14 protein-coding genes are annotated in these 13,026 nt (G+C 35.8%); all 14 read right to left on the bottom strand.

The genetic code is table 11. The features are described from left to right. Positions 1-8 precede the first annotated feature (8 nt). Positions 9-1,154 carry a 1-deoxy-D-xylulose-5-phosphate reductoisomerase gene (dxr, locus tag MHI57_RS01480; RefSeq protein ID WP_095369498.1) on the bottom strand — a complete coding sequence of 382 codons (1,146 nt, stop codon included), beginning with the start codon at positions 1,152-1,154 and terminating at the stop codon, positions 9-11. 118 nt (positions 1,155-1,272) lie between these two features. Next, on the bottom strand, positions 1,273-2,073 hold the full coding sequence (locus MHI57_RS01475) for a phosphatidate cytidylyltransferase (protein WP_095369499.1): 801 nt from the start codon (positions 2,071-2,073) through the stop codon (positions 1,273-1,275). 17 nt (positions 2,074-2,090) lie between these two features. Further along, positions 2,091-2,867 (bottom strand): isoprenyl transferase, encoded by a 777-nt coding sequence (locus tag MHI57_RS01470; RefSeq protein WP_095369500.1) that lies wholly within the window; start codon positions 2,865-2,867, stop codon positions 2,091-2,093. A gap of 464 nt (positions 2,868-3,331) precedes the next feature. After that, positions 3,332-3,889 (bottom strand): ribosome recycling factor, encoded by a 558-nt coding sequence (gene frr / locus MHI57_RS01465; RefSeq protein ID WP_095369501.1) that lies wholly within the window; start codon positions 3,887-3,889, stop codon positions 3,332-3,334. Next, positions 3,890-4,615 carry a UMP kinase gene (gene pyrH / locus MHI57_RS01460; RefSeq protein WP_095369502.1) on the bottom strand — a complete coding sequence of 242 codons (726 nt, stop codon included), beginning with the start codon at positions 4,613-4,615 and terminating at the stop codon, positions 3,890-3,892. 122 nt (positions 4,616-4,737) lie between these two features. Further along, positions 4,738-5,619, bottom strand: coding sequence for a translation elongation factor Ts (gene tsf, locus MHI57_RS01455; RefSeq protein ID WP_095369503.1), 882 nt, complete (start codon positions 5,617-5,619; stop codon positions 4,738-4,740). A gap of 204 nt (positions 5,620-5,823) precedes the next feature. Further along, positions 5,824-6,525 (bottom strand): 30S ribosomal protein S2, encoded by a 702-nt coding sequence (gene rpsB / locus MHI57_RS01450; protein ID WP_095369504.1) that lies wholly within the window; start codon positions 6,523-6,525, stop codon positions 5,824-5,826. Between the two features lie 154 nt (positions 6,526-6,679). Beyond that, positions 6,680-7,180, bottom strand: coding sequence for a hypothetical protein (locus tag MHI57_RS01445; RefSeq protein WP_095369505.1), 501 nt, complete (start codon positions 7,178-7,180; stop codon positions 6,680-6,682). Positions 7,181-7,225: 45 nt separating this feature from the next. Then, on the bottom strand, positions 7,226-8,563 hold the full coding sequence (locus MHI57_RS01440) for a DUF342 domain-containing protein (protein WP_340974574.1): 1,338 nt from the start codon (positions 8,561-8,563) through the stop codon (positions 7,226-7,228). Positions 8,564-8,587: 24 nt separating this feature from the next. Next, complete coding sequence (locus MHI57_RS01435) at positions 8,588-9,340, bottom strand: FliA/WhiG family RNA polymerase sigma factor (RefSeq protein ID WP_289433539.1); 753 nt, start codon at positions 9,338-9,340, stop codon at positions 8,588-8,590. A 59-nt stretch (positions 9,341-9,399) separates the two neighbouring features. Next, positions 9,400-9,894, bottom strand: coding sequence for a chemotaxis protein CheD (locus tag MHI57_RS01430; RefSeq protein ID WP_180316976.1), 495 nt, complete (start codon positions 9,892-9,894; stop codon positions 9,400-9,402). A 5-nt stretch (positions 9,895-9,899) separates the two neighbouring features. Continuing rightward, positions 9,900-10,535 carry a chemotaxis protein CheC gene (locus MHI57_RS01425; protein ID WP_340974569.1) on the bottom strand — a complete coding sequence of 212 codons (636 nt, stop codon included), beginning with the start codon at positions 10,533-10,535 and terminating at the stop codon, positions 9,900-9,902. After that, positions 10,535-10,987 carry a chemotaxis protein CheW gene (locus tag MHI57_RS01420; protein WP_095369510.1) on the bottom strand — a complete coding sequence of 151 codons (453 nt, stop codon included), beginning with the start codon at positions 10,985-10,987 and terminating at the stop codon, positions 10,535-10,537. The genes MHI57_RS01425 and MHI57_RS01420 overlap by 1 nt, the downstream gene beginning before the upstream one ends. Before the next feature lie 21 nt (positions 10,988-11,008). Beyond that, positions 11,009-13,012, bottom strand: coding sequence for a chemotaxis protein CheA (locus MHI57_RS01415; RefSeq protein WP_322909236.1), 2,004 nt, complete (start codon positions 13,010-13,012; stop codon positions 11,009-11,011). Positions 13,013-13,026 lie beyond the last annotated feature (14 nt).

Here is a 13,026-nt window from a genome sequence, read left to right as displayed (position 1 = left end):
AAAACGAATCAGCTTGATAAAAGCGAATAGATATAGGCTCTTGTTTCCTCATCTACTTCTTGTATTTCTGATAATGTCGGTGCTTTTATACAGGAATGTCTTGTTAAAGCTTTTTCAATTAACTCTTCAATCTTTAAAAAGCTTATTTTTCCTTCTAAAAATGCTGCAACCGCTGCTTCATTTGCTGCATTTAAAACCGCAGGCATCGATCCACCTTCTTTTCCTGCTTGGTAAGCAAGCGCTAAACAACGAAAGCGATCATAATCCATCTCTTTAAAATGGAGCTGGCCAATTTTGGCTAGATCTAATCGCTTATTCTTTAATGGTAAACGGTCTGGGTATGAAAGTGCGTACTGGATAGGTACCCTCATATCCGGTGTACCTAATTGTGCGATGACACTACTATCATGGAATTCAACCATTGAATGAATGATACTTTCATTATGAAGAAGACAGTCAATCTTATCATATGGTAATGAGAATAACCAATGAGCTTCGATTACTTCTAAGCCCTTATTCATCATTGTTGCCGAGTCAATTGTGATTTTAGCTCCCATTGACCAGTTAGGATGATTTAACGCTTGTTCAACTGTTACTGCTTCTAAATCCGCTCTGCTATAATCACGAAAAGATCCTCCAGAAGCGGTTAAAATCAATCTATCGATATTCTTCGCATTCTCACCTTGTAATGCTTGAAAAATCGCTGAATGCTCACTATCAACAGGTAAAAGGTCAACACCATAGTTTTTTGCTGCTTCCATGACTAAATGCCCCGCTGTTACCAATGTTTCCTTATTTGCAATAGCAATCGTTTTTCTTTCCTCAATTGCTTGTAATGTTGGTTCTAGTCCGACACGACCTAAAACAGCATTTACCAATATATTTGCTTTATTGTATACAGCCACTTCTGTTAAACCGAGTTGTCCATATGTAAATGATATGCTTGGAAACTCAGCTTTAAGCATCTCCATCGAACTTTTTTCTAAGACGGAAACAAGCTCTGGATGGAATTCATTGATTACTTGACGGGCAAAATGAATATTTTTTCCTACTGAAAAAGCTACTAATTGGAATTCATCAGGATGCTGTCTAATGATATCTAACGTTTGTGTACCGATAGAACCTGAAGCACCCATTAAACTAATTTTTTTCATTTCTAAAACATCTCCTATTAAGAAAAGTGTCTACTAAGCCACATATCATATGGTATGATTACACTTTCCCCGCTAAAAACGGCGTCTCTATATAATCGTTTCTCTACCCTGTCTTTTATTACATGATAGATAAGATAATATACATAAATGGCCAAACAAATAACAAGCTATCGAAACGGTCAAGGATCCCACCATGACCAGGTAATATTCTACCCGAATCTTTTACCCCGTAATGTCTTTTAAATGCTGATTCTGCCAAGTCGCCAACTTGTCCAAAGACAGCTAATAGACAGGTCATAAGAATAATGAGAATAGCGGGTTCACTAATATCTGTAAAAATCAAAAACAAACAAGCAACAACAACAGATGAAATAACACCGCCAACACTACCCTCTATTGTTTTATTAGGACTAATATCTGGCCATAGCTTTCTTTTTCCAAATGCCTTTCCAAAGAAATACGCACCTGAATCAGAAGCCCATATAATAAATAGGCTAAAAAAGATCCAAATAAGACCATTCTCCATCGCTCTCGTTTCTAGAAAGTAATGAAAACCAAAACCTATATAGATAGTAGAAATGAGCATAAAGGCAATATCATCATATGTAACACGATTCTTTGTTAATACTGTATATGTAAGCAAAAGAAGTACACCAAGTACTAAAATATCTGTCTTTCCAACTCCTGCTCGTATTAACCAAGCAAAATAAAATTCTGTAGGAATCATGATCATCCATAATATAAACGTAGATATGAGTCCTGGAAGGGAAAATAGATTAAACCCTTTCATTCTTAATAGTTCGTATAAGCCTACTGTTGCAAAAAAATAGGCAAGGAGCATCAATGGCCACCCACCAATAAATACTAGTGGCAAGAGAACTGCTCCAAAAATGATTGCTGTGATTACTCTTTCTTTCATTCATTTCAACACCTTTATTAAACTCCTCCAAAACGCCTTTGACGCTTTTGGAATACTTCAACTGCTTCAACAAAATGTTCTTCCCCAAAGTCTGGCCATAAAACATCTGTAAACCAAAACTCAGCATAAGCTAGTTGCCATAGCATAAAATTACTTAAACGAATTTCCCCACTCGTTCGTATCAGTAGGTCTGGATCGGTCAACTCATTTGTCATTAAGTATGATGAAAAAACTTCTTCTGTTAACTTTTCATCATCTATTATACCACTTTGCGCATCAATTAAGACGTTTTTAACTGCCTCAATAATTTCCGCTCGACTCCCGTAGTTCATAGCGAAATTTAACACTAACCCATCATTATGAGCAGTAGATTGGATCGCTTCGTCAATCGCTTTTAATGTCGCTGCCGGTAAAATAGATTTATTTCCTATCATTTTCACTTGAACATTCTCTTCAATTAATTCGGGTAAAAACGTTTGCAGAAATTCAGATGGCAACTTCATAAGGAAATCGACTTCCATTTTCGGCCTTTTCCAATTCTCAGTAGAGAAGGCGTATAATGTTAACGTTTTAACACCCAGTTGATTGGCGAATCGTGTGATTTTTCTAACGACTTTTGCCCCTTCATGATGACCTGCAACACGTGGCAACGTTCTTTTTTTAGCCCAGCGACCATTACCATCCATGATGATAGCTACATGCTCTGGAATTGGCTGTGCTTTAATATTATCTATTCTATCTTGAAGATCTATTGAGTCATTATTATTTTTCCAAAGTTTCATTTTATCGAACATTTGAATACTCCTTTTAATCGGCTGATTTACCATTAAATAAGTAATGCCATGTATTTAATGGATAAGCACCCTTTTCCGTTCATACTACTTCGATGATTAAACGAGTGACGCTTTTGCCATTTCAGATATATTCATTATAGGCAGAATAAGTAAGCACATCAATAACTTTCCTCCAATTGTGCTCCTCATTTTAAAGATTACCACAAAACGATGCAATAAGATATTTTTTTAAGATATTAATTAAAATTAAGAGTTCGATTTCAAGGATTGCCGTTTTGGTTTATCTGCCAACAAATTCTATCAGTAAAGAAAATAGTTCCATTTTCTTCTACGCTACTGCCTTTTTCACTTCATTCATAAAACACGAAGTTTTAGAATCGGTCCATTATAGAAAAAGCCCCCTATTTATCATAGAGGGCTTCGCCTACAATCGAAAAAGTATGTCCTATATAATGTAAATAAGATTATACTTCTAAAATTTCTTTTTCTTTATCTTTTGTAAGCTCATCAATTTTCTTAATGAACTCATCTGTTGCTTTTTGGATATCATCTGAGTAACCACGTTGATCATCCTCAGTGATTTCTCCATTTTTTTCTAGTTTTTTCAGATCATCATTACCGTCTCTTCTAATATTACGGATGCCTACTTTTGCTTCTTCCGCCTCTTTTTTCACAACTTTTACAAGTTCCTTACGGCGCTCTTCAGTTAGTTGTGGAATGGATAAACGAATAAGGTTTCCATCGCTTGTTGGAGTAAGTCCTAAATCTGATTTCAAGATTGCCTTTTCAATGTCACCTAATATAGATTTATCATAGGGTTGAATGACTAATAAACGTGCTTCTGGTACAGAAACACCAGCTAATTGGTTAATAGGTGTTGGTGCACCATAGTAATCTACTGTTATTCTATCTAATATAGAAGAGTTAGCTTTCCCAGCTCTGATACCGGCTAATTCGCGTGAGTAAGATTGTGTTGCTTTTGTCATACGTTCTTTTACATTAGCTATGATATTTTTTGGCATTTAGTTTTTCCCCCTTACGATTGTACCGATTGGCTCGCCTAATACAGCGCGATTGATATTTCCTTTTTCCATAATAGAAAAGACAATCAGTGGAATATTATTATCCATGCAAAGTGATGATGCCGTTGAATCCATGACTGCTAATCCCTCTTTAATGACATCTAAATAGGATAATTCATCGTATTTTTTTGCATTTTTATCGATTCGTGGATCAGCAGAGTATACACCGTCAACATTATTTTTTGCCATTAAGATAACTTCAGCATCAATTTCTGCCGCTCTTAGTGCAGCTGTTGTATCTGTAGAGAAATAAGGGTTTCCTGTGCCTGCAGCGAAAATAACGACCCTTTTCTTTTCCAAGTGACGAATGGCTTTTCTACGGATATATGGCTCAGCAACTTGTCTCATTTCAATTGAAGTTTGTACTCTTGTTTCAATCCCAAGTTGTTCTAAACTATCTTGAAGTGCTAAGGAGTTCATTACCGTTGCAAGCATTCCCATATAATCTGCATTAGCACGTTCCATACCCATCTCTTCACCAATCTTACCACGCCAAATATTTCCGCCACCAACAACGACAGCTACTTCAACATCTAGCTCAGCTAAGTCTTTCACTTGCTGTGCGACTGACTTAATTACTGATGGATTAATGCCGAAACCTTGTTCTCCAGCCAATGCTTCACCACTTAATTTTAAAACAACTCTTTTATATTTAGGGTCGCTCATAAGAACCTCCATAATGAATAGTAAGCAAAAAAAGCTTTTGCTTAAAATTTCAAATTACATTTATTCTAACAAACAGGGAACACACAGTGTTCCCCACAAATTCATCTACTATGGTAGATTTATTATTTTTTCACTTGGCTCATTACTTCTTCTGCAAAGTTATCTTCGCGTTTTTCGATACCTTCTCCTACTTCATAACGTACGAATTCGCTAATTTTACCGCCTTTAGAAGCAACAAATTTCCCAACTTTTTCATCTGGGTTTTTAACAAATGATTGATCGTTTACACAAACTTCTTCGAAATATTTACCTAAGCGACCTTCAACCATTTTCTCAACGATTTTTTCTGGTTTACCTTCGTTAAGCGCTTGTTGAGTAAGAACTTGACGCTCATGTTCAACTTCTTCTTGTGAAACTTCATCACGAGAGATATATTTAGGGTTTAATGCTGCAATATGCATAGATACGTCTTTTGCTGCTTCTTCATCAGTTGTACCTTCAAGTACTGTAAGTACACCAATACGTCCACCCATGTGTAGGTATGCGCCAAAAGCATCGTTATCTGTTTTTGTTTTAACTTCAAAACGGCGTAATGATAGTTTTTCTCCAATTTTAGAAATAGCTGTATTGATATGAGACTCAACTGTGTTACCATTTGTCATAGATCCTTGAAGTGCTTCTTCAACTGACGCAGGTTTTACACTTAACAAGTGCTCTCCTAATTCTTTTACAAGTGTTTGGAAACCTTCGTTTTTAGCAACGAAGTCTGTTTCAGCATTTACTTCAAGAATAACAGCTTCATTTCCTTCTACTTTAATAGAAGTTAAGCCTTCAGCAGCGATACGATCGCCTTTCTTCGCAGCTTTTGCAATACCTTTCTCACGAAGAAAGTCAATTGCTTTTTCCATATCTCCGTCTACTTCTTGAAGTGCTTTTTTACAATCCATCATTCCAGCACCTGTTTTTTCACGTAATTCTTTTACCATTTGTGCAGTGATTGCCATTATGGAATCCTCCTTATTGAATATGTAAATGTCGTATATGAACATTCAGCATGATTTTTTATTATTACATTATCTTTTCCAAATATTGCGTATGCCAATCGTTCTTTTGATTTGCAGGCAACAAATACGTCATTCTTTTTAAAAAAAGGTGATAAAGGGTGCTCCCTATTATCACCTTTTCAAAAATAACGCATTTCATAGCAATTATGCAGTCGTTACTTCTTCACCTTGTTTAGCTTCTAAAATTGCATCCGCCATTTTACCAGTTAAAAGTTTAACGGCACGAATTGCATCGTCGTTTGCAGGGATTACTACATCGATTTCATCTGGATCACAGTTCGTATCAACAATACCAACGATTGGAATGTTTAATTTATGCGCTTCTGCAACTGCAATGCGCTCTTTACGAGGATCAATGATGAATAAAGCATCAGGAAGAGCTTTCATATCTTTGATTCCGCCCAAGAATTTTTCTAAACGTTCTTGCTCTTTTCTTAATTGAACAACTTCTTTTTTAGGAAGTACTTCAAAAGTGCCATCTTCAGACATTCTTTCGATATCTTTAAGACGTGCAATACGCTTTTGGATTGTTTCAAAGTTTGTTAATGTACCACCTAACCAACGTTGGTTTACATAGTACATACCAGAACGAATTGCTTCTTCTTTAACAGAATCTTGCGCTTGTTTTTTAGTACCAACGAAAAGAACTGTTCCGCCTTCACCAGCTAGTTCTTTAACGAAATTATAAGCTTCTTCTACCTTCTTAACTGTTTTTTGAAGGTCGATAATGTAGATGCCGTTACGCTCAGTGAAAATGTATTTTTTCATTTTTGGGTTCCAACGGCGAGTTTGGTGTCCGAAATGTACACCAGCTTCAAGCAATTGCTTCATAGAAATTACTGACATGGATGTTTCCTCCTAATGGTTTTTATTTTCCTCCGCTCATATCATCTTTAACTAGAAACTGTATTGACAGCACCAACTAGTTAAATCAATAAGCGTGTGTATTAACACCGTTTTATACTATAGCATAACTCCAGTAAGTAAGCAAGACTTATCATCATTCCTTAGAAAATTTCAATAAAAGTTCTACCTCTTTTTTTCCTTTATTCATGCGTTTTGCAATTTCATCGACGGAGTGCCCTTGATGATAAAGGTCCTGAATAGAAGAATGGGTAGTCGCTTCATTCTTTTCTTTTTGACGGTCAATATGAGTATCCTTATTGGCTTGATTAGCTTGATAAATAGATGCAGCCTTCTTTTTAGCTGTTGTTGTCCGATAGCGTTTATTCAACTCTTGTGGATTTGGCTCATTTTGTACGTTAGATTCGTCATTTACTGGAGATAATATATTTCTTTGCTGGACCTGCTTCAAAAAAGCTTCGTTCTCTTCACGCATTTCCGTTATGTATATCGCTAATAATTGATCCATTTGTTCTATATTATTTTTTTGTTCTTTTTCTAAAGAAACAAAACGATTTTGCCGTAAATAAAGGAGAAGAATCGCAGTGATTGCGAGTATATTCAATATGAGACTAATGATAAGGAAGAAAACAATCATTATTTATCCCTTCTTTTTTGTCAACTATTAGTGACTCTCTACTTTTTAATTTTCAATAGGTAATACAATAAATTCTGATTTATCAAAATGAATGGTAATATGCGCATTCGGCTTTTTAAAAAGCTTGGCGTACTTACCTTTTTTTATCTTTGTTTGAGGGTATAGATCTCCAAGAATTTTGATAGCTAGCTTATCCTTTTGAAAAGTGTGGTGACTTTCTATCTCTTGTTTCTTTTTCGTTAGATTTAAGATTTCTTGCTCGATATGCTTCTTAGTCTTTTTATGTTTTAATGCCAACGGATGTCCCTGTTGATCCTCCTGCAATTTAGACTCAATAGAAACTAACTTTTGTTTTACGATATTTAAATCAGCAAGTTTGTTCGAGATTTCCCCTAACTTTTCTTGTAGTGAATAATCCTCATCTTTTAATTCAATTTCAGTATATGTAAAATGGTGATTGCCAATATCTTTGACAATCATTTCACCATATGTTGATAAATGCCCCCCGATGACAGATGCATTATTAGCATAAATATGTTCCTTGGCAAACACTACACTATGAAGGATTGAACGCTCTATATATATATTACTTTCAGATTCTACTACTGCTTGATTTAAAAAATGGGCTCTTATACTACCTTGAGCCTGAATTTTACCATATTGATTTCCGAGGACTCCACCTTCAATATAAATATAGCCTTGTGCCTCTAAATTTGCGTTTTCAACTGTTCCTTCTACCCTTATATTACCTGTTGCCACTATATGGCTTCCTGTTAAGACATTCCCTTTCACAACTACGTTACCATCAAATTTCATTATACCTTTTCCTGGATGATAATCACCATCTATCAGTTGTATCGGCAACACAGACAAGCTGTTTTTTGACAGTAAGACTTCACCATCAATTAAAGAATAATATTGCTCATGATGTAAGATCACATTTTCCCCTGGAGTGATGTGTAATTCTTTTCCATTCATGCTGTTAACCCTTTGTCCATGAACATCGATTCCGTCCGTTCCAGGTGTAGCTGGAAAAATAGTTGCGATCACCTCTCCATTTGCTACTGTGACCATATACTCATGTATGTCATTAAGCTTCTCTCGCTTATCACTATGCATATTTAACTTTTCCTTTACTAAATAAGCATCTCTTCCAGCGATTGGTTTCTCACCTTTTGCAATTTCGATTGGGGAAGTGTAGGCTAGAGGGTCTTCAACTATTTTCGCGATTAGCGCATGGTCAAGTCCGTATGTAATATTCGCTTTACGAATACTTTTTTCTATTACTTGTTTAATATTATCATCTTGTATCTCACTTGCCTGTAGATGTAACAAAGCAGTTAACCTATCAGGTGATACAGAAATGATATGCCCTCCTACCATAGAAAAACCCTCCTTCAAAGAACATTAGACGATTTTTTCTAATGTTTTCTTTAACTTTTGAATTGCCTTTGAATGAATTTGTGAAATCCTAGATGTAGAAAGCTGTAAAACTTCACCAATTTCGGTTAATGTCAGTTCTTCTTTATAAAATAAACTAACCACTAATTGTTCCTTTTCGTTTAATTGCTTAATTTGTGATGTTAATTCTTCAATTAATTCATTTTTAACAAGCTGTTTTTCTGGTAAAATAGCTCTCTCATCTTGAAGAACAAATGAATAATCATCATAATCATAGTCACTCGGTTTTTCATCAATAGATAATAAGTTGGCCATGTATTGTTCATTTAGAGTAGCATATACTTCCTTAGTTGATAATTGTACCTCAAGAGCAATTTCTTCAACTGTGACATTACGCATATAGGCCTGCTCTAATCTTTCAATCGCCGCTTCCACTTTTTTTGTTCTTTCTCTCGTGCTTCTTGATAGCCAGTCTTCTTTTCTTAAACCATCTAAGATGGCGCCCCTAACTCTGAAGGATGCATACGTATCAAATTTAAGGTCACGATTTGGGTCGTATTTTTCTAGTGCATCAAATAAACCCATCATGCCTAGACTTTTTAATTCATCCCTTGACACGTTTTTAGGGAGACCTGCTGCAATCCTTTGAACATGATAACTCACAAGTGGCATATATCTTTTAACGAGGAAATTACCCGCGTCTTGATTTCGTGAACATACCCACTCATCCCAAGCTTTCTCTTCTGAAACTTGTAGCATTGATTGAATCTGGTTAAATACATGATTTAAACCAGATACTCACCTCCTCTAACAAATATTTATATATATGTCACTCCTTGATTAACCGTCTTAACCATCATCTTGCCATTCTCTGGATTGAACTCTATCGTTCGTCCACAGTGACCACCTACATCCTTACCTGTCACTTCAACTTGCAAGTTTTTTAATATTCGTTCTGTAGTGGCTATATTTCTTTCGCCAATACGGATCACATCTTGACCGGATGAAAATTTAAACATATGTGCCCCACCTGCATACTTAGCCATGATGGAAATACGATGCGCACCACTTTTAATTAACTCATCATACAAATGCTTAATTCCTGAATCAGCAAACTTAGCGGGGTTAAATACCTTTGATTTTGCTAAGGATGAGTCAGGGAGCATTATATGAACCAATCCTGCTATTTTCTTTTTTTGATCATAAAGTACGACACCTACGCAAGAACCTAAACCTGACGTCCTAATTAACTGAGGTGCCTGAACAATATGACAGTCAGCTATCCCAACTTTCACGACTTCACTTGTATTCATTATATTTATCCGTCACATTTCTTTAAGATTTCAGATAACGAGTGATTATCGAGGAAGATCAATAAGTGACAAAGCTCTTCTTTCGATTCTTCAACAATCTCCATACTCGTTTGAATAACTAATAACTCATCATAGTCGTATGATTGTGTAATACAAGCATCACTGATTAATGCAGCTGACATATCGATACTTATAGCAGGAAGTGAACAAAAGAGTGGTTCTTCAAAAAAATCCCCAAGTGCTGAAGCGTAGGCGCCTGTTAACATATTCATTAATTCCGCTAATGCTGATTGTTCCATGTGATCGTATAGACTACTAAACATTTCATTTTGGCTTTGTAGCAAGTTTGCTATCCACCGTTCTACATTTTGATAAGACATTAATAATAATAGTTGGCTTGAAAGAGAGCCTGATACTTGCGACAGACCCCCAACCGTTACATTCTCGTCATTACCGTTCGCCTCGACTACCTCTTGATAGGTATAGATGTGAACCGAGGGAACACGCATATTTACTTTTTTATCCAGCAAAGTAGAAAGTGCTGTTGCTGCATTACCTGCACCAATATTTGCTACTTCTTTTAACATATCTATAAATTTTGGGAGATGGTGTCGATTATTAATAGAATAAGAATCAGCCATTAAACTTCTACATTCTCCTCTATATTTAATACTTTAGCTAAGTCAATCAAAATAAGAATTTGTTGATTCATTTTGGCGACAGCTTTTATATAATCAAACGACTCTGTTCCTACCACTTCAGGCGGGGGCTCTAATTGTGATGTTGCAACATCTATCACATCATTAGCTGCATCGACAATTAACCCCACTTCCTTTTCACCTTTTTTCGTAATAATAATTCTAGTATGTTCGGAATAGGGGTGTTCGGGTAAATTAAATCTCGTGCGTAAATCGACAATTGGCAATATAACACCACGTAGATTAATGACACCTTTAATATACTTCTCTGTTCCTGGCACTCTCGTAATATGTTCTATTTTTTCTATTGAGAGTACATCTGCAACAGGTACCCCATATTCTTTATCACCAAGCTGAAATACAATTAATTGAACAGTATGTTGGTTATTTTCCACAGTCCAATCACCATCTTCCTATTATTTTATCAACTCATTACAATCAATAATTAGCGCTACTTGTCCATCGCCTAATATTGTCGCACCCGATATGGCAAAAACATTCGTTAAATAATCACCTAATGATTTTAGTACAATCTCTTGTTGCCCGATAAAAGAACTCACGATTAATGCAGCCAGCTTTTCTCCTTTTCGAACGATAACAACTGAAAGCGTCTCTGGTGTTTCTTCACTTTCATCATTCACTTCAAAAATAGATTGTAAAGAAACGAGCGGAACGACTTTACCTCTAAAATCGATTACTTGCTGATTATGTGTTTTCATAATGTCAGCTTTTTTTATAATTGCTGTTTCAATAATGGAGGATAAAGGAATAGCATACTTTTCATTTTCTACTTCTACTAACATAGCGGAAATAATTGAAAGGGTTAAAGGTAATTGAATGGAGAAGGTTGAGCCGTTTCCTTCATTAGACTGAATCGTAACATATCCACCTAATGATTCAATTGTACTTTTAACAACATCTAAACCGACGCCTCTGCCCGAAACATCGGAAATTTCCTTAGCTGTAGAAAAGCCTGATGAAAAAATAAGCTGATAAATATCTTGATCTTCCATAGAAGCGATCTCTTCTTCTTTAATAATCCCTTTGGAAATGGCTTTTCGACACACATTGTCCTTATTTATTCCTGCCCCATCATCCGTTATTTCTATGAAAATATGATTTCCACTATGATAAGCCTTCAAGATAATTGTTCCTTGTTGTGACTTACCTTTCGCTAAACGCTCTTCGGGCTTTTCAATTCCATGGTCCATTGCATTTCTAATCAAATGAACGAGTGGATCACCAATCTCATCAATGACTGTTCGATCTAATTCCGTTTGGGCACCAATAATCTCTAGGTTGACAGACTTATGTAAATCTTTCGCTAGTTGTCTTACCATTTTAGGAAAACGATTGAAGACTGTATCAATTGGAACCATCCTCATATTGAGAATTATATTTTGCAAATCTCCGGAAATACGAGACATATGTTCAACGGTTTCTTGTAACCCTTGATGGTCTAAATCTTGAGAAATTTGTAGTAGACGTCCTCTATCTATCACCAATTCCTCAAATAAATTCATCAAGATATCTAGTCGTTCTATGTTTACCCTAATCGTTTTCGTTGCATGTTTGCTCTGCTGTTTGAATGATGAAGTCTGTTGCTGTGCTACTTCAACCTCTTTTTCTGTAGGCAATACCACTTGTTCTACAGCTACCGCCGCTTCTTCACTTGCCTGAGACAAATCTATCGCTATGATTTCGACAGCGTCGATTTCAGATATTTTCAACAGCTCCATTTCAATCTCTTTTTTTGTGTTAGAGGAGAGAATAGTTACTGTAAACTCAAAGTCAAATTGTTCCTCTTCAAGAGCAGTTGCCTGAGGGTGCGATTTAATGATTTCTCCATTTTTCTCTAGTGTTTCAAAAACCATAAATACTCGAACTGCTTTTAATAAACAATCTTTATGTAATTGCACCGTCACTTCATAGGGGTGATAATCGGTACCTTTTGATTGACTTAATACAGTCCATTCATAATCATCGTAGGTCAGCTTCCCAAATTGCATAGTTTCCGGTGCATTTACATTCTCAAGCTGTTCTTTGCCATCTAAGCTCTGCAATTGTTTCACTACAGTCTCTACATTCAATTGTCCATTGCCTCCACTGGCAATAGATTCTACCATTTCTTCTAAGTAATCAGCTGCTAAAAATAATACATCAAGTACTTGTGAAGATACAGCTAGTTTCTCATTACGAATAAGATCTAACACGTTCTCCATTTGGTGAGTTAATTGGGCTAAATCATTAAACTCCATCGTAGCTGACATGCCTTTTAAAGTATGAGCAGAGCGAAAAATTTCATTAACAATGAATAAATCCTCTGGACTTTGCTCTAATTTAAGCAGCAAATCATTACAATTTTGTAGATGTTCTTTACTTTCTTCAATAAAAAGATCTAAATATTGGTTCATTTCCATCTAAGGACACCTCC

The organism is Cytobacillus sp. FSL K6-0129 (genome assembly GCF_038007625.1).
GTDB lineage: Bacteria > Bacillota > Bacilli > Bacillales > Cytobacillaceae > Cytobacillus > Cytobacillus kochii.
The sequence above is the reverse complement of the archived record's forward strand: the minus strand, read 5'-3'. Positions and strand labels throughout refer to the sequence as shown.